The following is a 25,870-nucleotide window of genomic DNA, read 5'->3' as shown; positions in this document are numbered from 1 at the left end:
GATCCCGGCTCACGTCCACGCCGGATCGGCAGTGAAATCGATGGTCAGCCAGAACGTGCTGCCCCGCGCATCCAGCCGCACGGCGATCTCGTCGCGCATCGCATCGACCTCCCCCACCGAGCCGAGCGGCGTGGCCGGATCAGCCAGCACATGGATCTCGATGAAGCGCATCCGCCCCATCTTCGCCACGTGGCTGGTGAAACCGAGGTAGCCACGCTCGGCCACGAACGCCTGCATCACCTGCTGCACGCGCCGGTCCAGATCGTCCGGCGCAACCTGCAGCACTTCACGCATGGCCTTCCACGCGCTGCGCGCCGGGACCGGCAATACCGCCAGGCTGATCAACGCCAGCACGATCGAATCCAGATACGGCACCCAGTGGTGCCACTCACCGCCATGCAGGACCAGGGCCAGTATGAAGGCCAGCACTACCGCCAGGCTCATCAACCCACCCAGCAGCCAGCCCCGTACATCCAGCCACAACAGCGCCGAGCGCAGGCGCCGCGCCCGCTGGGCGACGAACGCCGCCATCGCCAGGTTGCTGGCACTCAGCAATGCCGCCCACCACAGCGCGGGCCCTAACTTCACCTCGTGCCCGCCCGTGGTCAAGCCGATCACGGCGTTGGCCAGCGCATACACGCAGGCCAGCGACAGGATCACCCCGCCCAGTGCCTCGACCATCGGTTCCAGGTGCCAGTAGCCGTACTGGAAGCGCGGGCTCTGTTCCCGCGCCACCAGCCGCAGTACCGACAACGACACCAGGGTCAGGGCAACGTCGACCAGGCTGTACACACCGTCGAACAGGATGGCCTGCGATCCCACCAGCAGGCCACCGCTGAAGCCGACCACGCTGACCGCGATGGTGACCCCGATCGAGAACTTCAGGATGCGTTGCTCGCGCGCGGTATCCATCGTTCGCCGAAGGGCCGACCGTCGCCGGTCAGGCCTTCAGTACCTCCACCTTGTACGAGGTCACGTCGCCGTCGTGCTCGATGATGAGCCCGTGCACGTCCGACTCGAAGCCCGGGAAGCGGGCATTCTGCTCACGGGCGATGCGCAGCGACTGGATGATCGGCTCATCGCTGTCGCCAAAGCGCTCGCCCGGCATGATGGTCGGGATGCCCGGCGGGTACGGAACCAGCATGGTCGCCGCAATACGGCCACTGATCTGCTCGATATCGACCCGCTCGATCTCGCCCTTCACCAGGTGGTTGTAGGCGTCGGCCGGGGTCATCATCGGTGTCGGCAGATCCACGTACATCTCGCGCATCACCTTGGCCACGGCGAATTCCTGGTTGAACGAATGAAGCGCGTCGCACAGGTCGCGCAGGCCCCAACCGGCGTACGCGTTCGGATAATCAGCCGCCAGCGTGGGCAGTGCCTGGCTCAGCGGCGCGTTGCGGTCATACAGTTCCTTGAATGCCATCAGTTCGGTGACCAGCGTGCTCCACTTGCCCTTGGTGATGCCCATCGAGAACAGGAACAGCACCGAGTACAGGTTGGTCTTCTCCACGGTAATGCCGCGGCCCCACAGGAACTTGCTCAGCACCGCCGCAGGGATGCCCAGCTTGCCCATGCTGCCGTCCATCGCCAGGCCTGGGGTCAGCAGGGTCACCTTGATCGGGTCGATCAGCACATAGTCATCGACCAGATTCTCGAAGCCGTGCCAGTGTGCGTCCGGTTGCAGGTACCACTCTTCGCGCTTGGCCACCATCGGCGCCGGCGTATCGCCCTTGTCCAGACTGCGCTCGAGCCTGGTCGGCTGCCATACGCTGAACCACCAGTCGTCGCGTCCCAGGTCATCGCGGACATGCAGCATCGCGCGGCGGAAGGCAATCGCCTCGTCATGCATTTCCTGCACCAGCGAGCGGCCGGCATCGCCTTCCATCATCTTCGAGGCCACGTCACAGGCCGCGATCACCCCGTAATGCGGGCTGGTCGAGGTATGCATCATGAACGACTCGTTGAAGCGCTCGGCATCCAGGTTCCGTTGCGCCGAGTTGCGCACGTGGATCATCGACGCCTGCGAGAACGCCGCCAGCAGCTTGTGGGTGGAATGCGTGGTGAAGATGATCGCATCCTGCTCACGCGGCTTGCCCTTGGCCATGCCGTAGTGGTTCTCGTAGAAAGGATGGAAAGCGGCGTAGGCGTACCAGGCTTCGTCGAAATGCAGGAAATCGACCGCGCTGCCGATTTCGTCGGCAATCTTCTCGGCGTTGTAGCACAGGCCGTCGTAGGTCGAGTTGGTCACCACCGCGATGCGCGGCTTGGAGCCAGCCTGATAGGCCTTGCTGGCCAGCGGATTGGCGGCGATGCGCTGCTGCAACGATTCCGGCGTGAACTGATCCAGGCTGATCGGGCCAATGATGCCGTGTGCATTGCGGCTGGGGGTGAAGTACACCGGTACCGCGCCGGTCATGATCAACGCATGCAGCAGCGACTTGTGGCAGTTGCGGTCGACGAACACCACGTCGCCGCGCGCCACCGTGCCATGCCAGACGATCTTGTTGGCGGTGGAGGTGCCATTGGTGACGAAGAAGGTATGGTCGGCACCGAAGTTGCGCGCCGCCTCTTCCTCGGCATCCTTGATCGGGCCGGTGTGATCCAGCAGTGAGCCCAGCTCCGGCACCGAGATCGACAGATCGCTGCGCAGGGTGTTCTCACCGTAGAACTGGTGGAATGCACGGCCCACCGGTGACTTGGTGAACGCCACACCTCCGGCATGGCCCGGCGTGTGCCAGGAGTAGTTCGACTCGGCCGCATGGTGGATCAACGCCTTGAAGAACGGGGGCAGCAGGTTCTTCATGTAGTCTTCGGCCGCGCGCATCACCTGCCGCGAGATGAAGCTCTTGGTGTCTTCGAACAGGAAGATGAAGCCGTGGATGTATTTGAGCAGCTTGCTCGGCACTTTCTCGATGGTGCGGCGCTCGCCGTACAGGAACACCGGCAGGTTGGCGCGGCGCGCGCTCTGCTCGCGCAGGAAAGCGGTCAGGCGCTGGAACTCGCCATCCACCTCTTCACTGCCGTCGATCGAGATCAGCACCGCCGAGGCCGCCACGTAGGTGCGGGCGCCGGCCCGGGCATCATCCAGGTTCAGCCCGCACAGCACGCGCTGGTCATTGCTGCGCAGCTCTTCCACCAGCGCACGGATCAGGATGCCGCCGATGCGCGGCGACTCGTAGTCGTTGTCGATGACAATGACCGGATAGTCCAGGGACTTGAAGTACACGTCGATTCTCCTTGTCGAACTCAGGAATGCCGGGCGCCGGCGCTGATGGCCGATGCCTCGCGGGCGCGCTGCCGCTGCTGGCGGCGCTCCTCGCTGAAGAAGGGATAGAACACGGTGATGAACAGCACGAACAGGAAGGCGTACTGCACGATGGTTCCCGACGAGCCGTAGATCGCCCACAGGCAGTACACGACGGTCAGGCTGGTGAGCGTCCAGAACGCACCGGTGTGGACCAGGGTGTGCGAGCGCTCGACCACGAAGTAGCAGGCCACGCACGAGTAGATGTAGGGCAGCAGGGTCAGCACCACCGCCGCCGACGTGATCACGTCGAACTGGGCCGATGCGGTTTCCGAGGTGGAGGTGACCAGCACTGCCAGGGTCATCAGCACGGCCACGATCAGCACGCCCTTGACCGGCACGTCGTCCTTGTTGGTCTTGCTGAAGATGCTCGGGAACAGGCCATCATCGGAGGCCGCCTTGGCACTCTGCGCGGTCAGCAGGATCCAGCCACCCAGCGAACCGGCCGCGCCGATGAACGCGCACAGGCTGACCAGTGCACCGCCCCAGCCACCGACGGCCTTGGCCGCGGCCAACGCGAACGGTGCGTCGGACACCTGCAGTTCCGCGTTCGGCACCATGCCCATGATTACCGAGGAACTGGCGATGTAGGCAATGGCAGCCAGGAACACGCCGGCCAGCGTCGCGCGGGCGACGTTCTTCTCCGGATTTTCGACCACACCTGCAGTCACCGATGCAGACTCGACGCCGATGAAGGCCCACAGGGTCAGTGCCGCGGCGCTCGAGATCGCACCGAAGTTCGACTCGCCAGACACGTTGTAGGCGCCCTTGAAGATGTCGGCATCGAAGAAGAACCAGCCGAAAATGGCGATGCCCAGGATCGGCACCAACGCAAAGCTGGTGGTGACCGTCTGCACGCGGCTGACGAAGGCCGGGCCGATCACGTTGGCAAAGCTCAGTGCCCACACCAGCACCAGCACCGCGATGCAACGCACCAGTGGCTCGGACAGGATCGGGAAGAAATAGCTGAAATAGCCCACCGCCGCGATCGGGATGGCGACGTTGCCGATCCAGTTGGCGAACCAGTAGATGGTGTTGGTCTGGAAGCCCATGTACGGCCCGAACCAGTCGCGCGCGTAGGCATAGGGACCGCCCGCCTTTGGGGCGAGCTTGCCCAGCTTGGCGAACACGAAGGCCAGCAGCAGCGCACCGGCAGTGGTGATCAGCCAGCCCCAGATCGAGGCGGTACCGATCTTGGCCAGGCTGGACGGCAGCAGGAACACGCCTGAGCCCATCATGTTGCCGGCGACGAGGAAGGTGGCTCCGACCACCCCGATTTTCTTTGCTTCTGCCATGACGATCTCCGGTACTGGCATGAGCCCGGCAGCACCGGGCGTGGGGACGGTTGCGCTGGCTTACGACCGCTGGCGCCTATTTGATGAAGTTGTATTGCAGGCTGCCCTGCACCCGGACCGTGTCGCCGCGTGCGCCGCTCTGCTGTTCCAGGCGGCCGTACAGCAGCTCCATGCCCATCGTCCACGACGGCGCGGGGCTCCAGATCAGGTTGAATACGCCGTACCGGCTCTGCCGGAAGGCATCGGCCGCCAGTGCGGCATTCCGCTCCAGGGTCAGCTGGCCGAAGATCAGGTTCGATCGCCACAGCTCGGACCAGTAGTGGGTATAGCCGACGAAACCGCCGTGCAGGTCCAACGCGTCGAGGCGGCCATCGGCACCGACCACCGCGTCCAGCCCGGAGCCGGTCAGGTCGGCGGTATAGCGGCTGAGACCGCGCCCTCCCAGCGCACCGAACAACAGCAGGTCGCGCTCGCCCACCGACGCCGAGCCGCTCAACTGCACGCCGCCAGCCATGCGCCGGTCGCGCTCGTTGTCACCGTCGTATGCCAGGCTGCGTGCCACTGCGCCCAGTTGCAGGTGGCCCCAGTCTCGTTCCATGCGCGCAGTGACGGTCACGTCCGGCAGACGGTTCACTGCAGCGCGCTCTTCGCTGGCACCGGCAAGTTCGGTCTTCGGATCTTCGGCGGCGACGGTCAGGGTGTTGCCCTTGCCCAGCGCAAAGCTGTGGTGGATGCCGGCCACCAGCAGATAGCCCGCGCCGCCTGGACCAGCGAAATCCAGCGTGTCGGGCAGGCTGTCCGGATCCATGAAACTGGAATAGCCATAGCCGGCATAGGTGTTGCCGAGCTGGCCATAGGCGTGACGCAGCCGGAATTCGTAGCCATCGCTGCTGCCGAAGAAGTCGTTTTCCAGGTAAAAGCGGAGGTTGCCGTGCGTGGTCGGGCGCCGCGCCTCGAAACTGAAGCGGGTCTGCTTGGCGTGGATGTTGAAGTTGGACACGTCACGGTGGCTGCCACCGACCGGCATCGACGAAGGAATGAACTGGTCCTCGTCACCGGCTGCGCGGGAATCCGCGATGGCATCCAACTTGGCATAGCCGCCGATGCGGATCACCGTATCAGTGCCGGGAATGGCAAAAAACCCCTTCAGATCGGGATCGGTCGGGCCCGCGGCACTGTCCGGACGCGATGCCGCCGTGGATGGATCGGCGACCGAATCGCGTTGTGGCAATACGGGCTGGGCGACACCCGGCACCTGGGTGGGATGGATCACCCCCGTCGTGGCCGCTGTGGGGGCGAAAGATAACGCTCCGGGCTTCGCCTGTGCCTGCGGCTGCGCCTGCACAGGCGCATGATCCCGCTGCTCCAGCCGATCCAACCGTTGCTGCATGCCTTCCAGCGCCTGGCGCATGGCGGCAATCTCACGCCGCAATGCCTGCGCATCCTGCGCATCACCCTGTTGCGCGTACGCCGGCATGACCGCCAGTGCCCCGAGACATGCCAGATTCAGTACCGCCATACGCATTGCATCCTCCCCGGACGAACACTCGCATCACGGTTCCGGAGCGCACGCATGCGCCGCCCTGGCCTCGCGTTGCCGTTGCTGGAAATGCGGGTACTGCGTCGACGACACCAGTCAGCCTGCACGCGGCAGACAACAGGACAATGACACTGCCCTGCCTCTATCCATGTCGCTTCCATCAAGGCCGCGCAGCCAGAGAGATGGCGACCGCAGCAGTCTGGGTAACAATCAGGGAGTGAGAGTGTCGTGAATGGCTGTGCCGACCTGCCCGCATCCGGGCAGCTGCGGCGCGGCATCCATGGCGCGTTGACGCTGTATTCCATGCGTCACAGGCTAGTCCGCCTGTCGTTTTTGGCCTTGATTGGAATCAAGGCGTGATGTTTGATCTCAGTCACGATTCAGCCGTGACGACGAACAGCCCATGCGCAAGCAGTTGTGTTCGCCTGGGGCTTGGAACGCAACAGGCCCGCACGTCACCATGCGGGCCTGTGGTCGACATCATGATGCAGGCTCAGATCAGCGCGGGCCGAGCACCGTCTGCAGGTCATCCCCCTGCGGCAGACCGGCGCGGCGCTGCACCTGGCCCTGCGCATCCTGGAACAGGATACCCGGCGTGCCCTGGAACCCCATCTCGACCATCAGCACCTGGTTGGCGTCGAGCTTGCCCGCGATGTCGCGGCTGATGCTCGGCAGGGCCTTGATGCCGCCACGGTCGAACTGGTGCTCGTTCTGAAGCAGGGCCGCGCTCGGGTCACGCGCGGAGAGGATCGCTGCCGCCTTGGCCGGACTGTCCTCACGGATGACGCCGACCATGATGTGGCGCAGTTGTACCTTGCCTGCATCCACCCACGGACGCGCCGCCTCCCAGAATTTGTGGCAGTAAGGGCAATTGGCATCGCTGAAGGTGTAGACCACGCGTGGCGCATCGGCCTTGCCGTCAGGCACCCACGCGCTGGCTTCCAGCTTGCTCCACATCCTGGCGGACATCGGCGAGGCGACCAGCTTCTCAACCGCCTCTGCGGCTACATCATTGCCTTCCGCGTCGAACAGACTGCCGACCAGTACGTGCTTGCCATCGGCAGTGACATAGGCCGCCGCCGGCTGCTGGCCACCGACCACGCCAGCGAAGCCCCGCAGGCCTTCGGGGGCATCGAACTCGGCAACGACCTCGAAACCGTGCTTCTCGATGCCCTTCAGCACCGCAGGGCGGTCGCCCTTGTTGGCAGCAGCTGCGGCGCTCGCGGCCGGTGGCGCAGCGCTCTTGCCCGGCGGCGTCTGTGCCTGGCTGCAGGCGGCCAATGCCAGCAGGACCGGCAGCAACAGCACCGCGGGGGCGGCGCGCAGGGAAGTCGACAACATGGGAACTCCGTAGTGAGATGCCCGCGCAGGCTACCGCAGCCGACGCAGTTTGTGTTCAAGACCGGCTGCCGTCAGTTCGCCGAGGTGCAGCTCTCGCAGGCGCCCTTCCGCGTCGAAGAACAGGGTCGAGGGATAGGCCTGCACGCCCAGCGCCGTAGAAGCCGCAGCGTCGCCGTCCAGCAATACGTTGTCCGGCACAAGGCGTTCGCGCGTAACAAAACCCCGGACCTCGTCGAGGGTTTCACCCTGATTGAGGAACACGAACTGCACCTCCGCATGCGCCTCCTGCGCGGCTGCCAATACCGGCATCTCGCGTCGACAGGGACCACACCAGCTGGCCCAGAGGTTCAACACCAGTGGCTTGCCACGGAACTGCTGCAGATCAACCCTGCCCCCCTCCAGGTCAGCAACCTGCACTGCTGGCAGGGGCATCTGCCGCGCCTGCCATGCGGACAGCAATTGGCTGCCACCCGCCCACAGCAGCACCCCTGCCAACGACGCGCCCAGCACGGGCATGCGTAACGCCCGCCACGGGCGTAGTCGCCACAGCCCCCATGCCAATCCCGCAACCAGGACGATCACCAGGTGATAACCGCCATCGGCAATCTGCAGAACGCCCCACGGCGCCTCGCGGTACAGCGTGAAGTTCAAGGCTACGAAACTGATGCGGCCGCACAGCAGGCCGACCAGCAACATGTCCAGAACCATGCTGGGTGCAGAAGGCAGCGGCATGCCGTCCTTCCTGCGTGACCACAGGCGAGCCACAGCCATCGCCAGCAAAACGCACGCGAGAATCAACACCACCGGCATCGGCACCGGCCCAACGCTCGACATCAAACCACCTGTTCAATCGTCCACTGACTGCATGGTCGAAGTGTCGCGCCCCGGTTGCAAGCGCGACGATGTTGGCGCCGTCAGGCCGCGCTTCGCCCGTGTTGCATCACCGACGGCGATTGCAGCCCACGCAGGCTGCCCGCCACCGATGGCATCAACGGCCGCTCGCGGCGCTTGCTGTTGACGTGACGCCGATAGTTGGCTGGCGTCATGCCCACGATGCGTAGAAACAACCTGCGGAAAGCACTCTGGTCAGCGTAGCCGACGCCCCAGGCCACCTCGTCGATGCCTGCTCCCTGCTGCAACAGGGTCTGGGCCTTGGCGATGCGCAGCCGTTGGCAGTATTCGATCGGCCGCAGGCCGGTGGCCTTGAGGAACCGCCGCTGCAGCGTGCGCGGCTCCAGCCCGGAAACCTCGCAGATCGCGGCAAGCGTGGCGCCGCGTGCGGCCGTGGTGTGCAGCCAGCGCTGCGCCTTCAACACATCACGATCGCCATGTGCGAAGTTGGCACTGAAGCGTTCAAGATCCTGCTGGATCGTGGCGGGCACGGTGATGCCCAGTTGCTGCGCGACCGCGCTGGCCACGCCCTGCCCATGCAGCCGGTACAGCAGGCGCAGCCCCAGGAAGCGCCAGGCCTGGACCCCACCGACCGTCAGCAGGTCGCCGTCATCCACCAGTGCCCGCTCGCTCGGCACCCAGCTCGCTGCCTGCGCCAGCAGGCCTGGATGGCGCCCCAGATCGGGGCCACTGACCGTGCGTCCCGCCAGCAACCCTGCCCGTGCGAGCACGCTGACGCCATCACTGGCAGCGGCCAGCAGGCTGCCGCCGTCGTAGTGTGCGCGCAGCCAGTCCAGCAGGACCTCGTCCGCGCGCAGGCACGCGCCGGCACTGATCTGGCCGGGAACCGCAATCACGGCCGGAATGGCCGCATCAAGCATTTCCGCACCGGCAATACGATGCACACCGGTCTGGCTGGCCGGCACGATCCAGCGGGTGACCAGCACCCGCTTGAACGGCCGACGCTGCTGCTGGGCCAGGCGATTGGCAACGTGCGCCATTTCGGCCAGAACGGAGGCGGCGGACGGATCACCTCCGGGGTACTCGACCACCGCGATCTCGACGAATCCTTCGTTCCTGAATCCTTCCACAGCCCCTCCTCGCTTCGTTGCAGGCCATCGAACGGCCGGTTCAGGCGAAGGGTAGGAACTGGGCCAGCGGCGGGGCTATGAAGAAAGTTGCAAAGTGCCCTGAATGCGCGCACCCGGACCCAGCCTTGACTCTCGACCAGACTCCATCCTTCAAAATGACCGGAGCATCCGCAGGAATCCGCCATGAACATTGGACAACTGGCCCGCCAGGCGGGCGTGCCGATCGATACGGTGCGCTACTACGAACGGCAGCAGCTGCTGCCGACCGCTGCCCGCTCGGCGGGCGGTTACCGCATCTTCGGCGAGCAGGACCTGCGCCGGCTGCGATTCATCCGCCGCGCCAAGGCACTGGGCTTCAGCCTGGAAGAGATCGGCGATCTGCTCGCACTGAGCGATCACCACTCACAGGACATGGCCAGCGTGCGCGATACCGCGCAGGCACGCCTGCAGGACATCTCACAGCGAATGACGGAGCTGCAACGCATGCACACCGCACTTTCGCAGCTGGTCGACGCCTGCCCCGGCCACGGCACACTGGACCAGTGCCCAATCCTGGCGGCGCTGACCGACGACGCTGCGCAGGCGACAGCGGACTGATATCGGCGTCGCAACGCGCGTGAAGAAAAGTGCAACAAATGCTTGCCAACCCCCTGGGGCGAGGCTATTATTTCGCTCCTCAGCGACGTGGGGCCATAGCTCAGCTGGGAGAGCGCCTGCATGGCATGCAGGAGGTCAGCGGTTCGATCCCGCTTGGCTCCACCAATCTTTCGGCATTAGGCCGTCGAAAGGTCGCTAAAGAACATTGATGAGAATTGCGTCCCCATCGTCTAGAGGCCTAGGACATCACCCTTTCACGGTGGCGACCGGGGTTCGAATCCCCGTGGGGACGCCACTCATCACGAACAATGAGGACCCGGCCGATAACCGGGTCTTTTTTGTTCACCGCCTACCGGCATTCAGGTTGTGGCGTAGCGGTTCCCCTGCCCCCGTGGCCGGTTGAACCAAAACGAAAAAAGCTCGAAAAAAGCTCGAAAAAAGCTTCCACAAAGGTGAACACGCAGGTATGATAGGCGGCTCGGCAACACGGGGCCATAGCTCAGCTGGGAGAGCGCCTGCATGGCATGCAGGAGGTCAGCGGTTCGATCCCGCTTGGCTCCACCACTTTCGACATTAGGCCGTCGAAGGTTCTACAACTTGAAGTTTTCGTGCGTCCCCATCGTCTAGAGGCCTAGGACATCACCCTTTCACGGTGGCGACCGGGGTTCGAATCCCCGTGGGGACGCCAGTTTCAAAACGGACTCTGCTCCCGGCAGATCATCCGCGGTTTCAATGGGGCCATAGCTCAGCTGGGAGAGCGCCTGCATGGCATGCAGGAGGTCAGCGGTTCGATCCCGCTTGGCTCCACCACTTCGACATTAGGCCGTCGAAGCATCTACAACTTGAAGTTTTCGTGCGTCCCCATCGTCTAGAGGCCTAGGACATCACCCTTTCACGGTGGCGACCGGGGTTCGAATCCCCGTGGGGACGCCAATTCTTGAAAACCCCGACCCTGGTCGGGGTTTTTCTTTGCCTGTGATTCCTGGGAAGGCCCTGTCCACACCGCCACCCGCCTTCAGAACCGCCGGTACATCCCGATCGATGCAGGCGCGGTGGGAGCGAAACCAAACCGCGCGTACAAACGGTGCGCTTCGCCATCTGCCAGAAGGCTGACATATGCCGATGGCGGCAGGTTGGCCTGCATCCAACCATCCAGGCGACGCATCACCTCCTTGCCCAGGCCCTGCCCCTGCAGGCGCGGCAACACGGCGATATCGCAGACCTGCAGGTGGCAGCCGCCATCGCCGACGATGCGTCCCATCGCCACCAGCTCGTTGCCCTGGTAGGCACACACGCCATACAGGGTATTGGGCAGCGCGCGTGCCGCCGCCTCCTGGCTCTTGGCACTGAGGCCCGCCAGTACACGCAGCTGGCAATAGTCTTCAACCGTGGGCACGGCGTCGCGGAACTGGCAGGCGACGGAATCATTCATGCGCTATCTCCCTGTAGGTCGGGCTATCCTGCCTTATCCATGTCGCAGCCGCTGCGACCCACGCCCGCAGAGTTCCCATGTGCTACTCCGCCCTGATCCGCGCCGACTACGCCAAGCTGGTGCGCGAATTCGGCGCCATCCTGTCGCTGGAAGAGTTCGCCGAGCTGTACGCGCACGATCCCGGCAAGAAGCGACCGAAGACCCCGAAGGCCATGGACGACGGCTTTGCCGGCGCGCGCACCGAGCAGGGCCGCGATATCGTCGCGAAAATCCAGCAGTGGCATGCGCAGGAACGGCAGCAACTGGAAGCGGAACTGGCCCGCCAGCGCGAGCGACGCGATATCGCCAATGCCACGCTGGCGACCCGCCCCACCCAGAAAGCCCGCAACGACCTGCGCGTGGCCGGCAACCGCATCGGCCGCGCGCAAGCCCGACTGGAAGACCTGCACCGGGTGCAGCTGCTGCCACGCGACAACCGCATCTTTCCCGGCACCTATGCACCGGTCATGGTCAGCGATGGCGGCAAACGCGTGATCAAGCCGATGCGCTACCAATGCCGGCTGCCGGACAAGACGGCGCGCAACGATGTCCTGTACCCCGGCACCTACAACGCCAGGCGCGACAGCCTGGAAGGCTATTGGCGCGGTGCGTTTGGCCTGCGCCACGGCGTCGTGGTGGTGCAGGCGTTCTATGAGCACGTCCCACGCCATGCCATCGCCGGCCGGATGCTGGGTGCCGACGAGAAGGAACAGGACGTGGTGCTCGAGTTCCGCCCCGATCCGCCACGTGACCTGCTGCTGGCCTGCCTTTGGGCCGAATGGGAGGGACCGGAAGGCCGCCTGCTCTCGTTCGCCACGATCACCGACACCCCGCCACGCGATGTCGCCGCCGCAGGTCACGATCGCGGGGTGATACCGATCCGCAGGGAGCATCTGGATGCGTGGCTCAATCCCGATCCGGACAACCTGGCCGGGCAGTACCGCGTCCTCGACGACCGCGAGGACATCCGCTACGTGTACGAGGAGGCCGGCTGAAGCGCCGTTCTCACGCCGTTGCGCTGGAACGACCCACCGCACGGGCCAGCGCCCTGGTCAGATCCGCCGACAGATACGGCTTGACCAGCAGTACTCCGGCCAGCATCGACTCGGGCAGCTGCTCAGCCAGCATTCCGGTGGCGAGCACGAATGGTACGCCGCGCGCCGACAGTGCTGCCGCCACTGGCTCGCTGGTCTCATTGCGGGCCAGGCGATAGTCCAGCAGGGCCACATCCGGGGCCGAGTCTTCCAGCATGCGCAATGCTTCAGCCACGCTCGCCGCCAACCCGACCACGGTCGCGCCGGCATGCACCAGCTGCATCTGCAGCAAGGCTGCGCTCATCTCGTCGTTCTCGACCACCAGCACCCTCAGGTCCTGCAACACTGTCATCCGGCACCGCTCCTGGAGGCATTCAAGCCGGCGCAGTATAGCCACCACAGAGCCGATGCCGACAGGAAGCGCCCCGATTGGCCTTGCCTCTATGAAAGCCCTGCCGACCTCGGTTACACTCGCACGCTGCCTGCCGGTGTGGCGGAATGGTATACGCAGCTGACTCAAAATCAGCCGGGGGTAACCCCATGAAGGTTCGAGTCCTTTCACCGGCACCACTGCATCAAAGGCCAGGTCCCTGACCTGGCCTTCTGCATTTCCAGTGCCGGGCGCCGGAACTGGGATCGATGCCAACGCCCGCCCTGCCCTCGCTCCCCGAGATCCCGACCGCACGGCTGCGTCCACCTCACGCGGATGACACGACGCCCTGGTCGCGCTGCTTCTCACTGCCGGGCGTGGCCAAGCGCGGCTGCACCCTCGACCGCGTGGGGACACCCGTGCCTTCTGGATGAACGCCCGCGGCACAGGCTCCGCGCCAACACAGAGGAACGCAACTGCGACTTCCGGCAAGTATTTAAATAGACACAGCGCACACTTTTCTTGCAAGCCTCACGTGCTTCTGCCTATCGTGATCCCAGCCGGAGCTGGGGGTGGGGGAATGCATGACGTTGCGTGCGGCGCTGTTTTTTCTGGTTACGCACGCGCTCGTCATTGCCTTTATCGGCCCGCAGGACCCGGTCGGCTCCTACCTGATGCTGATCACCGCACCGCTGCTGGCTGCACTGGCCTGCGTGCGGCGTGCACGTGACAGCCACCAGGCCGCCTGCAAATGGCGGACGCTGGGCGCGGCCGTGGGCCTGTTCTCGCTGGCCCTGCTGGCCCTGCTGTACCGCAATGTGACGGGCCTGGATCCCGCGCAGACGGCCGTGTCTTCGCTGATCCTGTACGTGTTCTACCGCATCCCCCTGACCTACGTTGCCGCCAGCCCGGGAGGCGGCAACCGTTGCATCCGCGCGGTGGACCTGCTGATCATCGCGTTGCTGTGGCTGTTGTACTACGGGCACACGCGGGCGATGGCGCACTTCAACGCCGCATTGTGGACGCAGTGCCTGAACACCATGAGCAGCATGCAGAACAGCCTGGTGTTCTGCTTCGCACTGATCCGTTTCCTGGCCGAGGACGATCCGGACCGCCGCGATTTTTTCCGGACGCTGACGATCTACGCGCTGGGCTACTTCCTGCTGGCCTTCTACATCAATACCTATCAGCCGCAGGTGCCCGACGGCAGTTGGGGCGACCTGCTGATCAGTGGACTGTTCGTGCTGCTGGCCACCCTGGCGGGCAGCCATCGTCGCTACCCGACAGTGGAGGTATCCCGCAGCCTGCGGCGCATCATCGATGCCGGCGTACCATTGATGCTGCCATTGCTGCTGATGCTGGTGGCGCTTCTGGTCGCGCGCCTGCAGCCGACCCTGGCCACGGTCGGCTTCATCGGCTCCCTGCTCGGCTATGCCCTGCGCAGCGTGCTGAGCCAGGTGGAGATCCAGCGCCAGCGCGACGAGCTGGAAAAACTGGCACGGCGTGATCCACTGACCGGCCTGGACAACCGACGCAGCTTCGATGAATCGCTTGGCGCGGCCCACCGCCGCGCGCGGCGCCAAGGTCTGGGCCTGGCCGTTCTCATGATCGATATCGACCACTTCAAGCGCCTCAATGACACCTATGGCCACCCGGAAGGAGATCAGCGCCTGCAGTCGGTCGCCGCCATTCTTGATGGCTGCCTGCAACGGGGTGACGATCTGCTGGCCCGCTATGGCGGCGAGGAGTTCATCGCTGCCCTGCCCTCGCCCGATGCCGCCCACGCCATGGCCCTGGGCGAGCGGGTCCGCGCTTCGGTCGAAGCGGCTGCCCTGCCCGCCCCCGAGGCCACCGTCACCATCAGCGTCGGCGTGGCGTGGCAGGCACCGGGCGAAGAGCACGATCCGCGCGACCTGGTCGAACGCGCCGACCAGGCCCTGTATCGGGCCAAACGCGCCGGGCGCAACCGCGTATATGGCGACGCAGATACTACGGAAGACAGATGCAACCGCCGGGCCTAGACGGCGTGCAGCGCCGCCGCTCCCTGCCGCTGCCCTGCCGCGCCCTGCACGCGGAAGCTGGCCACGGTCTGCAGCAGCTGCGCCGACTGTTCTTCCATGCTGCGTGCCGCCGCCGATGCCTCCTCGACCAACGCGGCATTCTGCTGGGTGCCCTGGTCAATCAGATCGACGGCCTGGTTCATCTGCTGGATATCGTCGCTCTGCTGCTGCGCGGCCGTGCTGATTTCGCTCATCAGGTCACTGACCCGGCGCACGTTTGTCACAATCTCATCCATGGTGCGGCCCGCGCTCTCGACCTGCGCGGTACCGGCGCCGACATTGGCCACCGACGCATCGATCAGGTGCTTGATCTCCTTGGCTGCGCTGGCCGAACGCTGCGACAGCTCACGGATCTCGGTGGCAACCACGGCGAAGCCACGACCATGTTCACCGGCGCGCGCGGCCTCCACCGCTGCGTTCAGCGCAAGAATGTTGGTCTGGAAGGCGATGCCGTCGATCACCCCGATGATGTCGACGATGCGCCGCGATGAGGCATTGATCGCCGCCATCGTCTCGACCACCTCATGCACCACATTGCCGCCCCGCGCGGCGACATCGGCTGCCCCACCGGCCAGCTGGCTGGCCTGGCGGGCATTGGTTGCGGTGCGCTGCACCGTCTCGGCAAGACCCTTCATCGACACCGCAGTCTCCTCCAGCGAGGCCGCCTGCTGCTCGGTGCGCTGCGACAGGTCGCTGTTGCCCTGCGCGATTTCAGTCGCACCCACGGCGATGGTGTCGGCCGCGAACTTGATCTGGCCGATGATCGCGGCCATCGCCTCGACCAGCGAATTCACGCCTTCGCACAACTCGGCAATCGGCCCGCTCTTGTCGGCGGTGGCTACGCGCTGGGTCAGGTCACCCAGCTTGGCGGCAGCCACCACCTCTCGGGTCTGCGCCACGGCGCGCTGCATGGCCTGGTTCTCGTGCACCTGCGCGGTGATGTCGGCGGCATACTTCACGACCTTGAACGGCTTTCCGTTGAGGTCCAGGATGGGGTTGTAGGAAGCCTGGATCCAGACCTCGCGCCCGTCCTTGCCCAGGCGCCGATACTGGCCCGCATCATATTCGCCGCGCCCAAGTTTCTCCCAGAACTGGCGATATTCCACGCTGCTGCGATGCCCGGGCTCGACAAACAACGAATGGTGCTGCCCGCGCACCTCGTCCAGGCTGTAGCCGGTCACCGCCAGGAATTTGTCATTGGCCGACAGGATGCGGCCATCCATGCTGAACTCGATCACCGCCTGAGACTTGGCGATCGCCGCAAGTTGCCCCGCCGAGTCGGCCGCCTGCAGCTTCTGCTGGGTGATGTCGGTCGCGAACTTGACCACCTTGTAGGGCCGCCCCTGCCGATCCAGCACCGGGTTGTACGAGGCCTGGATCCAGATCTCGCGCTGGCCCTTGCCGAACCGGCGGTACTGCCCGGCGTCGTATTCGCCGCGCCCCAAGCGCGCCCAGAAGTCGCGGTACTCGGCGCTGCGCGCCTGCTCGGGGTCGACGAACAGGGAATGATGCCCGCCCTGGATCTCCTCCAGCCGGTACCCCATCGCCTGCAGGAAATTGTCATTGGCCTGCAGGATGGTTCCGTCGAGCGCGAACTCGATGACGGCCTGCACGCGATGCAGCGCGGCCACCTGCGCTTCCAGCTCGGTCCGGTCGGTCACCGCCTTCTCTGTGCGGGTGCGTTGCTGTGGCGCCAGTACGCCAAGCAGCGCACGCCACGGCGACCAACGGGTATGCAGCTCGGCCGGCGCCTGCGCGCCCGCCGTGAAGCCTGGAATGAGCATTGTCTGATCCTCGGTGTCCGGTAAGCGGTTGTGACCCGACGGGCGGGATGCCCGGCGGCAACATCAGTTGCCAGGGACTACAGGTGCCAACCGGCACCTCTCGAGCGACTGCCAAGAACGTCTGCTGCGGCTGCGATCGGCATCTGGAAGCGGCGGAACACACTGCGCGGACCGCCCATCGGGGGCAGTCTGGGGTCCTGCGGCGGGTAACTGGAGCGGGATCCAGAGGGAGTATCGGCGATGCCGTCGGCCGCTTTAGCGGCATTCCGCGACGTCCGTCGCAACTCCGTCCATTACAGGCGGAATGCGGTGGACAATTGCCGTGTACTTCACACCTTTCTCACGTGTCCCCGCCCTCACACCAAGGCATTGGGCCAATGAACGGCTGGACCGGATCCGTTCCGCCACCGGTTGGCGGAACGCTGTACAGCGCAGGCGCCGGGAGGCAGCCGACCACATCGCCCACACAAGGATGCAGCTCAAGGAAAAAAGGTTTACATGACCGATGCGGGGTTCGCCCGCAGGGGAAAACGACCAGCATGGAGGTCCCGCAGGATGCTCATCTACATGGAGATCGCATGTTCCCTCGCTTTGCCAGCCTTCTTCTCCTGGCCCTATGCAGCAGCAATGCGCTGGCCACCGGCACCGCCTATCGACCGGCCTTCCACCCGGACCAGCTGAAGGGACCGCCCGCAGGACGCCCGAACGAAGTGCTGGTGCTGGGCAGCCCACACCTGTCCAGCCTGCCGGAGACCTTCACGCCGGCGATGCTGGAACCTCTGCTGCAGCGCCTGGAAGCCTGGCGGCCCACCGCGATCGCAGTGGAGAACCTGTCCGGCCTGCAGTGTGACTTCATGCGCCGCAATCCGGCCCGATACGCGGAGAGCGTCGCGGACTACTGCGTCGATCCGGCACCGGCGCAGGCCGCCACCGGTCTGGACGTGCCCAGCGCCAACGTGGAAATGGAACGCCTGCTTGCAGATTGGCCCAAGGCGCCAAGCGCTGCCCAGCGACGTCGCTTGGCTGCAGTCTTCCTGGCTGCGGGCGAGAACAGCTCGGCAGTCGTCCAATGGCTGCGGCTGCCCCGGGAAGAGCGCCGTGCGGCCGACAGCCTGACTCCGGAGCTGGTGCAGTTCCTCGACACGCGCATGACCCGCCGCAACGAGGCCGTCCTGGTGGCCGGCGTGCTTGCCGCACGCCTCGGACTGGAGCGCCTGTGGTCGGTGGACGACCACACTGCGGATTCGCCCACACCGGAATCGCAGCAGAAGGCCTACGCTGCCGCCATACGCGGCGCCTGGGACAACGCCTTCGTCAAAGCACGCAGGGCGGCTGATGAACGGCTCGGAGCCAATCTTGTTCAGCCGGAAGGATTGCTCGCGATGTATCGCGCCTACAACGCACCCGAGACCGCGATGGTGGCGTTCAACAGCGACTTCGGCGCGACGCTTGTCGAACCCTCACCGGAAGGCTTCGGCCGCAACTACCTGGGCTACTGGGAAACCCGTAACCTGCGCATGGTCGCCAACATGCGCGACGTGCTCGGCCAGCATCCAGGCACCCGCATGCTGACCATCGTCGGCGCGTCACACAAGGGCTATTACGAGGCTTACCTCAACCTGATGCATGACGTGCAGCTGGTCAGTTCGGATGAAGTACTGCGCTGACGCAACTGCGCATGGGGGATGCGGTAACCATCCGCCGCATCACTCCACCGCGTTCCTGCCCGCCCGCCACAGCATGATGCTGGCGGCACCGATGCAGGACAGCGTGAACACCAGCAAGGCGACCGCGCCGCCCTGCAGCACCGGCAGCAGGGCCTGCGCGTGCAGGTCGCCGCGCAGCTGTTCCGCACGCAGGCAGGCGGCCAGGGCCAGGCACCAGCCGACCATTGCCGGGGCGTAGGCACGCAGCGTCACCGGGTTGCAGACATTCATGGGACCACCTGTAGGAGGGGAAGTGCGCGGAGTATTCGCGCACGCCCTCTCACAGGTTGAGATCAGCCCTCGGTCGGATCGATGTCGCCGCCCGGCAGCTCACTCGCCTCGCCCTGTACCTGCACGTTGTTGCGGCCCATTGCCTTGGCCCGGTAGCACTGGGCATCGGCCGCCGCCACGGCCTGGTCGACGCTCATCCCGCCCGTCAAGGGCGCGATGCCGATGCTGGCGCCCACATGCAGGCGGTCCTGGTCCCACGGAATCGACAGCGACGCAAGGGTGTGCAGCAGCTCGCCGCCAATGCGCGCTGCACGACGCGGCGTGCAACCGGACAGGATCACCGCGAACTCATCCCCACCCAGCCGCGCCACCACATCCGAATCCCGCACGCCGTGGCGCAGCACGCTGGCCACCGCCCACAGCACGGCGTCACCGGCCAGATGGCCCCAGGTGTCGTTGACCGGCTTGAAGCGGTCCAGGTCGATGTACATCAGCGAGGCGGCCTGGCCGGTACGCTCCACGCGGGTGATCGCCTGCTGCAGATGCACCTCGAAGCCACGACGGTTGCTCAGCTCGGTCAGCGGATCGATCTCGGCCAGGTGGCGGGCTTCGCGCTGCCGCGCCCGCTGCTGGGTGTCGTCGCGCAGCACCCACACCGCGCCGCGCACATGGCCCTCGTCATCGCGCAGCCAGGCGCGGGTCAGATCGACCGGGATCGTGGCCGTGCCCAGGCGCAGCAGAAGGTCGGCATGCAGGTCCACCGCATTGCTTTCCGGGTCCAGCAGCACGGATACATCAAGCACCGAGCCGGGCGCGTATTCGGTGGTCAGCGCCAGTACGTCCTGCACGTTGTGCCCTGCCAGCGACAGCGCGCCATCACCGGCGAGGGTGCGGACAGCAGCGGCGTTGGCGTAATCGATACGACCGTCCAGACTGACGCTGAGCACCAGATCGGCCACGGCATCGAGGGTGATGCGGCTGCGCTGCTCGCTCTCGAACAGGCGCTGTTCGCTGCTGCGCTGGGCGCTGATGTCCTGGATCTGCGACACGAAATGCAGCGGCTCGCCATGCTCGTTGCGCACCAGCGAGACCGACAGCCGCGCCCAGATCACCTTGCCGTCGCGATCGAGATAGCGCTTTTCCAGGTGATAGTGACTGCGCCGCCCGGCCAGCAGATCCTGCACCAGGGCCAGGTCGGCCTGCAGGTCATCGGGGTGGGTCAGGCGTTGGAAATCAACCTGCAGCAGTTCCTCGCGGGGGTAGCCCAGGATCCGGCACAGGGCGTCATTGACGTCCAGCCAGCGCCCCTCCAGCGACACCAGCGCCATGCCCAGCGCCGCCGACGTGAACGCACCGGCGAATTTCTCCGCCGCCAGGCGTGCTTCGGCACGTGCCTGCAGGATCTCGGTGATGTCGATGGACATGCCGACGTAGCCGATGCGCGCGCCGCCGGCACCATCCATGCGGCTGATCGACAGGCGCACCTGGCGTGGCTGGCCGTCCTTGCGCCGCAATGTCCATTGCTTTGAATAGGTCTGCGCATCGGCACGAGCGCTGAGGGCTTCAAACGCGCCCGGCAGGCGTCCGTCCGCAGCCGCCAGCGGGCGCAGCCATGCCGCCAACTCGTCCGGATCGTGGAAATCACCCAGTCGCCGCTGTCCGACCACTTCCTCCGCGCTGTATCCCAGCAGGCGTTGCGCACCGGTATTGAACAGGGTAATGGTGCCTTCGGTATCGGTCGCGATCACCGCCACCTCGTCGGACGCATCGACCACGGCCTGCAGCCGCTGCCGGCTTTCGGCGGCGTCCTGCCGCGCCTGCTGCAGCTCGGTCACGTCGGCATGCGCACCGGCCATCCACAGCGGTCGTCCCTGCCCATCCCATTCGAACACGCGGCCACGGTCGTGGATCCATATCCACTGGCCGTTCTTGTGGCGCATGCGGAGCAGGCAGACATAGTTGTCGCTGCGGCCTTCAAAATGATCCTCAAGTGCCGCGTCAGACAGGACGATGTCATCGGGATGGACCAGCTTCAGGAACGTCTTCTGGCACACCGGCTCCAGCTCTTCCAGGCGATAACCGACGATCTCCGCCCAGCGCGCATTGACCCGCATCTCGCCGGTCTGCACGTTCCACTCCCAGGTGCCGGCGGCGGTGCCGTCAATGATCATCGCCAGGCGACGACGCTCTTCGGCCAGCGCCTGCAGGCGCCGCTCCAGCAACCCGTTGCCGTTGGTTCCCTGGCCGGCCATCAACCCGTACCCCGGCCCGCACAGGGAGGCAGCGGCCGCAGCGCGACGCTGCAGACCTCAACGAAGACGACGGGTCCTGCTGGCGTCATGGCCCTCCCCAGCAACAGCGGGGTGGCCGGACGCCTCCCCTCAAGCGCAAGTGTGCGCAATCACGGGGAAAATCGACAAGTCCCCCGCCACGAATCAAGCGTGACGGGGAACACGGTCCTCAACTGCGCTTGGCGCGGGCGAAGGCCTCGGCCAAGGCGTTGTTGGCCGGGGGCGCGGACGCGGCGGGACGGCCGCCATTGCCCTGGCCCCGGTTCGGCCCGCGGTTCTGGCCGCCTGCATCGCGGCGCGGACCCTGCCCATGGCCGCGCTCATCACGCTGGCCCGGGCGGCTGGTGGCTTGGCCGGGGGTATCATCCAGGCGCCGGGTCAGGGCGATGCGCTTGCGCGCCACGTCCACCTCCAGCACCTTCACCTTGACGATATCGCCGGCCTTGACCACGTCGCGCGGGTCCTTCACGAACGTATCGGACAGGGCCGAAATGTGGATCAGGCCATCCTGGTGCACACCGATATCGACGAAGGCACCAAAGGCCGCCACGTTGCTTACCACACCCTCGAGCACCATGCCCTCGCGCAGATCCTTGATGTCCTCGACGCCCTCGGCGAAGCGTGCCGCCTTGAACTCGGGGCGTGGATCTCGGCCCGGCTTCTCCAGTTCCTTGAGGATGTCACGCACGGTCGGCACGCCAAAGGTGGCATCGGTGAACTGCTCGGCCTTCAGGCCGCGCAGGAAGCTGCCATCACCGATCAGCGCCTTGATCGGGCGCGCGGTGCTGGCCACAATGCGCTCGACCACCGGGTAGGCCTCGGGGTGTACCGCCGAAGCATCCAGCGGCTCATCACCGTCGGCAATGCGCAGGAAGCCCGCGCACTGTTCAAAGGTCTTCTCGCCCAGGCGCGCCACCTTCAGCAGGTCCTTGCGGCGCTTGAACGGGCCGTTCGCATCACGGTGGCGCACGATGTTCTCGGCCACCGTGGCCGACAGGCCGGACACCCGCGACAACAGTGCAGCCGAAGCGGTGTTCACGTACACGCCCACCGCGTTCACGCAGTCCTCCACGCGGGCATCCAGCGCGCGCGCCAGACGGTACTGGTCCACATCGTGCTGGTACTGGCCGACACCGATGGCCTTGGGTTCGATCTTCACCAGTTCGGCCAGCGGGTCCTGCAGGCGGCGGGCGATCGACACCGCCCCACGTAGCGACACGTCCAGCTCCGGGAACTCCCTGGCCGCGAACTCGGACGCCGAGTACACCGACGCGCCGGCCTCGCTGACCACCACCTTCTGCAGCTTCGGGTTGCCAGCGGCCTTGATCGCTTCGCCGGCCAGCTTGTCGGTTTCACGGCTGGCGGTGCCGTTGCCGATCGCGATCAGTTCCACGTTGTGCTTGGCGCACAGCTGCTTGATCGTCTGCAGCGACTGCTCCCACTGGCGACGCGGCTCGTGCGGGTAGATGGTGTCGGTGGCCACCAGCTTGCCGGTGGCATCGACCACGGCGATCTTGCAGCCGGTGCGGATGCCCGGGTCCAGTCCGAGCACGGTCTTCGGGCCGGCGGGTGCCGCCAGCAACAGGTCCTTCAGGTTGTCGCCGAACACCGCGATGGCCTCGGCTTCGGCCTTCTCGCGGGCCTGGTTGAACAGGTCCAGCAGCAGGTGCGTGTGCAGCTTGGCGCGCCAGGTGAGCCGGCAGGCGTCCAGCAGCCAGCGGTCGGCGGCGCGGCCCTGGTCGGCGATGCCGGCCCTGCGCGCCACGCGCCCTTCGGCGTACTGGTGGCCGGCCTCGGCATCACTGCCGGGGTCCAGCTCCAGGAACAGGATCTCCTCGCGGCGCGCGCGGAACAGCGCCAGCAGCCGGTGCGAGGGAATCTTCGCCAACGACTCGGCGTGATCGAAGTAATCGCGGTACTTGGCGCCTTCGGTTTCCTTGCCCTCGGCCACGCGCGCGCGGATCACGCCGGTTTCGCCCAGCCAGGTGCGCAGTTCGCCGACCAGCGCGGCGTCTTCACCCCAGCGCTCCGTCAGGATCGCGCGCGCACCTTCCAGCGCAGCCTTGGTGTCGGCCACGCCTTTGTCGGCATTGACGAAGCTGGCCGCAAAGCTCTGCGGGTCCTGCGTCGGGTCGGCCAGCAGGCCATCGGCCAGCGGCTCCAGCCCCGCCTCGCGGGCGATCTGGGCGCGGGTACGGCGCTTGGGCTTGTACGGCAGGTACAGGTCTTCCAGACGGCTCTTGGTATCGGCGGCCAGGATGTCGTTGCGCAGTTCGTCGCTGAGCTTGCCCTGTTCGCCGATGCTGGCCAGCACCGCTGCGCGACGGTCCTCCAGCTCGCGCAGGTAGGTCAGGCGCACTTCCAGGTTGCGCAGCTGGGTGTCGTCCAGGCCGCCGGTCACTTCCTTGCGGTAGCGCGCGATGAACGGAACGCTGGCGCCCTCGTCGAGCAGTCCGACGGCGGCGCGCACCTGGGCGGACTGGGCACCGATCTCGTCGGCGATGGTCTGGGCGATCTGCTGGGCGAGCGCGCTCTGGGCGTTCTTGGCGTCGTGCATTGCTTCAGGTCTGTGCCGCATTACGGGAAGACCCCATTCTGGCAACCCGCGACGGAGCCGGACAAGGCATTGACAGGGCGCAAGGTTCAGCGGCGTAGCCGGATTGGACGCCGGCATCCTGGCAAAGCGCGGGCCCGGACTGGCCCTGGGCTGGGATGCCGGCGCGGGCGCGCGATGGTGGGCGCGCCCTGCCGCGTGTTACGAAGGTCAGCGGTAGTGGCGGGCGGCGCGCTGCATGACGATCTCGTCACGCATGCCTTCCAGGGCCATCAGGCGGACCTTGCCGACACCCTGCAGTTCCATGAACCGCTCCGTGTAGAACTCCGGCCCCAGCGCGGTGTCGGCGCGGGATTTGCTGAAGCCGTAGGGCACCACGCCCTTCTCGCCATCCTTGCTACCACCGACATAAAGAACGATTGCCATGTGATGTATTCCTCCAAATTGCTACTGCGTACTGCACTCGATGAGCGATGCTGCGAGCTCATCGAGGGAGAGCTTACCGCGTCGAACCTGACTGGAACGTCACGAAGGCTAATGACGATCGGTTGCACGCAGATGACTGCGGGATCGCAGCAGAATGCTTACGGATCCTTAACTTTCGGCTAACGAATCAGTACGGGATTCCCGCCAACGGCGCAGCCCCTCGTGGGTGGTTTGGTTGGTCGCGGAAAGCCGGTTTCCTGTGGGCTGGCCGGGAGGGTGGGTAGGCCGGGGACGCCGTGAACCCATCCATGGGGGCTTGGCCGCGGCATCCATGCCGCGGACACCCCGCCCTACCCACCCTCCCGGCCGCTGACAGATTCCTGGTGCCTGCCGCCACCCACGGAGAATAGAAAGAAGATCAAAAGCAGAAGCAGCCGGGCTGGCCGCTTTTTTGTTGTAGAGCCGAGCCTGCGCTCGGCTTCGCGAGCTGGCCTGAAAGCAGCCGAGCGCGGGCTCGGCTCTACACGAGCAAGCGCAGCGCGCGACCCGCTTCTGCTGTTCTTTTTCTTTTCCGTGGCTGGACGCGGCCGAGAACTGTCAGCGGCCGGGCGGGATGGGTTCGCGGGACCGTTGGCGCCATGGATGGCGCCATCGAGCCCCCAAGGACGGGTTTACGGCGTGTCCCGCGAACCCACCCCGCCCGGCCCGATCACATGAAACGTATTCCGCGACCAAGCCACGAGGGGCTGCGCCGTTGGCTGGAAACTACGGCCACCAGCCACGCCCGAACCGGGCGAAATGATCGGCCGCCCGTTCAAACGGGTTGCGCGCACTCACCCCGCCGCACAGCAGGTATACCGGCAGGTACAGCGGGCCCAGCACCATGTACTGGTACACGTGCGCACGTTCGTGATCATCCAGCCGGATCAGCGGTTCCACGCCCCACCCCGCCTGATGCGCATAGGTGCGGCAGGAAATGCCCAGGTCATGGCCGGTATGCAGGATCACGTTCCCCAGCGTGATCGCCCCGCCTGGCCCCCACGGCCAGCGGTCGAACACCAGCGCACAGTCGCGCGCGCTCCAACGCAATGACGCGCCGCCGAGCATACCGGCCAGGCCGCCAATCAGGCCGAGCAGCGAATTGGGCAACGTCCATGCTGCGCCCAGCATCTGCAGCGCACGCAGCCACAGCGGCCAGGGTCGAGCGGCCGTGTTCAATCGGCCTCGTTCGGCATCAGCAGCCACAGGATCAGGTAGATCAGAATGCCGGGGAAGGCGGCCGAGCCAATCGATATCAGCACGAACACGATCCGCACCAGCGTGGGGTTCCAGCCGAAGCGGTGGGCGATGCCGCCCATCACGCCGGCGATCATGCGATCGTTCAATGAGCGCGACAGCGTCTTGGGCGTGGTGTTCATGGCAGCGGCTCCGGGAAACGGACAAGGCAGTCGAGCATGGCTGGACTCTACACCGCCCCGATGTCTACGGCGTGCGGTGGCGCAGGGCCTGCAGGCGTGCGCCGAACCAGGTGGCTGCGGTCTGTTCAGGCTGACCCGGGCACTGGATGCGGTAAGGCTTGCCGCTCATGCTGCTCTGGCTGGCGGCGCGCTCGATGAACTGCTCGGCGCTGTCCACCATGTCCTTCTTCAGCAGGTAGTCGTACTTGCGCTGCAGATGGGCGCGCGCATCGCTGCCGTCGTACCAGCTGCCATTGCGCTGGAACCGGCACTGCGAGCCGTCCAGGCTGGCGATCAACTGGGCGATCTCCCGCCGTGCATCCGCACTGGGTGCGGCCTGGGCAAGTGGCGCTGCCAGCAGTACCGCAAGAATCAACAAAATCCGGTACGTCATCATCCCTCCAAGTCAGTCGAGCAGGGCCCG

21 protein-coding genes and 7 tRNA genes are annotated in these 25,870 nt (G+C 65.8%); 11 read left to right on the top strand and 17 right to left on the bottom strand.

Annotation, left to right across the window (positions count from 1 at the left end; all coding sequences use genetic code 11):
• Positions 1 to 9 precede the first annotated feature (9 nt).
• The 7 genes from ROV95_RS11765 to ROV95_RS11735 form a co-directional block, all read right to left on the bottom strand.
• Positions 10 to 912, bottom strand: coding sequence for a cation diffusion facilitator family transporter (locus ROV95_RS11765; RefSeq protein WP_019660242.1), 903 nt, complete (start codon positions 910 to 912; stop codon positions 10 to 12).
• 28 nt (positions 913 to 940) lie between these two features.
• Entirely contained in the window at positions 941 to 3,229 is a 2,289-nt protein-coding gene (locus ROV95_RS11760) for an Orn/Lys/Arg decarboxylase N-terminal domain-containing protein (RefSeq protein ID WP_312544498.1), read from the bottom strand.
• Between the two features lie 20 nt (positions 3,230 to 3,249).
• Positions 3,250 to 4,602, bottom strand: a complete 1,353-nt coding sequence (adiC, locus tag ROV95_RS11755) for an arginine/agmatine antiporter (RefSeq protein ID WP_021204506.1) — start codon at positions 4,600 to 4,602, stop codon at positions 3,250 to 3,252.
• A gap of 76 nt (positions 4,603 to 4,678) precedes the next feature.
• A complete protein-coding gene (locus ROV95_RS11750) occupies positions 4,679 to 6,127 on the bottom strand; it encodes a DcaP family trimeric outer membrane transporter (RefSeq protein ID WP_312544496.1) in 1,449 nt (482 codons plus the stop codon).
• A gap of 513 nt (positions 6,128 to 6,640) precedes the next feature.
• Positions 6,641 to 7,483 (bottom strand): thiol:disulfide interchange protein DsbG, encoded by an 843-nt coding sequence (gene dsbG, locus ROV95_RS11745; protein WP_134730743.1) that lies wholly within the window; start codon positions 7,481 to 7,483, stop codon positions 6,641 to 6,643.
• Positions 7,484 to 7,513: 30 nt separating this feature from the next.
• Positions 7,514 to 8,317 carry a TlpA disulfide reductase family protein gene (locus tag ROV95_RS11740; RefSeq protein ID WP_312544495.1) on the bottom strand — a complete coding sequence of 268 codons (804 nt, stop codon included), beginning with the start codon at positions 8,315 to 8,317 and terminating at the stop codon, positions 7,514 to 7,516.
• An 80-nt stretch (positions 8,318 to 8,397) separates the two neighbouring features.
• Positions 8,398 to 9,465 carry a helix-turn-helix domain-containing protein gene (locus ROV95_RS11735; protein WP_019660248.1) on the bottom strand — a complete coding sequence of 356 codons (1,068 nt, stop codon included), beginning with the start codon at positions 9,463 to 9,465 and terminating at the stop codon, positions 8,398 to 8,400.
• 183 nt (positions 9,466 to 9,648) lie between these two features.
• Between ROV95_RS11735 and ROV95_RS11730 the strand changes: the two genes are divergently transcribed.
• From ROV95_RS11730 to ROV95_RS11700, 7 genes are all read left to right on the top strand, one after another.
• Positions 9,649 to 10,062 carry a heavy metal-responsive transcriptional regulator gene (locus tag ROV95_RS11730; RefSeq protein WP_019660249.1) on the top strand — a complete coding sequence of 138 codons (414 nt, stop codon included), beginning with the start codon at positions 9,649 to 9,651 and terminating at the stop codon, positions 10,060 to 10,062.
• Between the two features lie 89 nt (positions 10,063 to 10,151).
• Positions 10,152 to 10,227: transfer RNA gene (locus ROV95_RS11725), tRNA-Ala, on the top strand.
• A gap of 54 nt (positions 10,228 to 10,281) precedes the next feature.
• Positions 10,282 to 10,357, top strand: a tRNA-Glu gene (locus tag ROV95_RS11720).
• 193 nt (positions 10,358 to 10,550) lie between these two features.
• A tRNA-Ala gene (locus ROV95_RS11715) sits at positions 10,551 to 10,626 on the top strand.
• Positions 10,627 to 10,674: 48 nt separating this feature from the next.
• Positions 10,675 to 10,750 (top strand) — tRNA-Glu (locus ROV95_RS11710).
• A gap of 46 nt (positions 10,751 to 10,796) precedes the next feature.
• A tRNA-Ala gene (locus ROV95_RS11705) sits at positions 10,797 to 10,872 on the top strand.
• A 47-nt stretch (positions 10,873 to 10,919) separates the two neighbouring features.
• Positions 10,920 to 10,995, top strand: a tRNA-Glu gene (locus ROV95_RS11700).
• An 82-nt stretch (positions 10,996 to 11,077) separates the two neighbouring features.
• On the opposite strand, the gene ROV95_RS11695 is transcribed toward ROV95_RS11700, so the two are convergent.
• Positions 11,078 to 11,494: a GNAT family N-acetyltransferase gene (locus tag ROV95_RS11695; protein WP_019660250.1), complete on the bottom strand. Its 417-nt coding sequence runs from the start codon at positions 11,492 to 11,494 to the stop codon at positions 11,078 to 11,080.
• Positions 11,495 to 11,571: 77 nt separating this feature from the next.
• On the opposite strand from ROV95_RS11695, the gene ROV95_RS11690 reads away from it, so the two are divergent.
• Entirely contained in the window at positions 11,572 to 12,528 is a 957-nt protein-coding gene (locus ROV95_RS11690; RefSeq protein WP_019660251.1) for an SOS response-associated peptidase family protein, read from the top strand.
• Positions 12,529 to 12,538: 10 nt separating this feature from the next.
• Here the strand turns inward: ROV95_RS11690 and ROV95_RS11685 are convergent, their stop codons facing one another.
• A complete protein-coding gene (locus ROV95_RS11685) occupies positions 12,539 to 12,919 on the bottom strand; it encodes a response regulator (RefSeq protein ID WP_021204524.1) in 381 nt (126 codons plus the stop codon).
• Between the two features lie 132 nt (positions 12,920 to 13,051).
• On the opposite strand from ROV95_RS11685, the gene ROV95_RS11680 reads away from it, so the two are divergent.
• Together ROV95_RS11680 and ROV95_RS11675 are read left to right on the top strand one after the other, a co-directional pair.
• A tRNA-Leu gene (locus ROV95_RS11680) sits at positions 13,052 to 13,137 on the top strand.
• A 384-nt stretch (positions 13,138 to 13,521) separates the two neighbouring features.
• Positions 13,522 to 14,958: a GGDEF domain-containing protein gene (locus ROV95_RS11675; protein WP_312544492.1), complete on the top strand. Its 1,437-nt coding sequence runs from the start codon at positions 13,522 to 13,524 to the stop codon at positions 14,956 to 14,958.
• Here ROV95_RS11675 and ROV95_RS11670 read toward each other — a convergent pair.
• Positions 14,955 to 16,781 carry a methyl-accepting chemotaxis protein gene (locus ROV95_RS11670; protein WP_312544490.1) on the bottom strand — a complete coding sequence of 609 codons (1,827 nt, stop codon included), beginning with the start codon at positions 16,779 to 16,781 and terminating at the stop codon, positions 14,955 to 14,957. The genes ROV95_RS11675 and ROV95_RS11670 overlap by 4 nt on opposite strands.
• 578 nt (positions 16,782 to 17,359) lie before the next feature.
• Here ROV95_RS11670 and ROV95_RS11665 point away from each other — a divergent pair.
• Positions 17,360 to 18,448, top strand: coding sequence for a DUF5694 domain-containing protein (locus tag ROV95_RS11665; protein ID WP_180877634.1), 1,089 nt, complete (start codon positions 17,360 to 17,362; stop codon positions 18,446 to 18,448).
• Positions 18,449 to 18,487: 39 nt separating this feature from the next.
• On the opposite strand, the gene ROV95_RS11660 is transcribed toward ROV95_RS11665, so the two are convergent.
• The 7 genes from ROV95_RS11660 to ROV95_RS11630 all read right to left on the bottom strand — a co-directional run bounded on the left by ROV95_RS11660 (position 18,488) and on the right by ROV95_RS11630 (position 25,840).
• Positions 18,488 to 18,718 carry a hypothetical protein gene (locus tag ROV95_RS11660; protein WP_019660256.1) on the bottom strand — a complete coding sequence of 77 codons (231 nt, stop codon included), beginning with the start codon at positions 18,716 to 18,718 and terminating at the stop codon, positions 18,488 to 18,490.
• Between the two features lie 62 nt (positions 18,719 to 18,780).
• Positions 18,781 to 20,970 (bottom strand): PAS domain S-box protein, encoded by a 2,190-nt coding sequence (locus ROV95_RS11655; RefSeq protein WP_312544488.1) that lies wholly within the window; start codon positions 20,968 to 20,970, stop codon positions 18,781 to 18,783.
• A gap of 208 nt (positions 20,971 to 21,178) precedes the next feature.
• Positions 21,179 to 23,566 carry a Tex family protein gene (locus tag ROV95_RS11650; protein WP_312544486.1) on the bottom strand — a complete coding sequence of 796 codons (2,388 nt, stop codon included), beginning with the start codon at positions 23,564 to 23,566 and terminating at the stop codon, positions 21,179 to 21,181.
• A 207-nt stretch (positions 23,567 to 23,773) separates the two neighbouring features.
• Positions 23,774 to 23,989 carry a hypothetical protein gene (locus ROV95_RS11645; RefSeq protein WP_005410085.1) on the bottom strand — a complete coding sequence of 72 codons (216 nt, stop codon included), beginning with the start codon at positions 23,987 to 23,989 and terminating at the stop codon, positions 23,774 to 23,776.
• Between the two features lie 765 nt (positions 23,990 to 24,754).
• Positions 24,755 to 25,207: a hypothetical protein gene (locus ROV95_RS11640; protein ID WP_019660259.1), complete on the bottom strand. Its 453-nt coding sequence runs from the start codon at positions 25,205 to 25,207 to the stop codon at positions 24,755 to 24,757.
• Positions 25,204 to 25,407 (bottom strand): PspC domain-containing protein, encoded by a 204-nt coding sequence (locus ROV95_RS11635; protein ID WP_058981420.1) that lies wholly within the window; start codon positions 25,405 to 25,407, stop codon positions 25,204 to 25,206. Before ROV95_RS11635 ends, ROV95_RS11640 begins: the two co-directional genes overlap by 4 nt.
• A gap of 64 nt (positions 25,408 to 25,471) precedes the next feature.
• Positions 25,472 to 25,840, bottom strand: coding sequence for a YfeK family protein (locus ROV95_RS11630; protein ID WP_026347052.1), 369 nt, complete (start codon positions 25,838 to 25,840; stop codon positions 25,472 to 25,474).
• Between the last annotated feature and the right edge of the window lie 30 nt (positions 25,841 to 25,870).

It is taken from the genome of Stenotrophomonas maltophilia group sp. msm1, assembly GCF_032025805.1.
Taxonomy (GTDB): domain Bacteria; phylum Pseudomonadota; class Gammaproteobacteria; order Xanthomonadales; family Xanthomonadaceae; genus Stenotrophomonas; species Stenotrophomonas hibiscicola.
The sequence above is the reverse complement of the archived record's forward strand: the minus strand, read 5'-3'. Positions and strand labels throughout refer to the sequence as shown.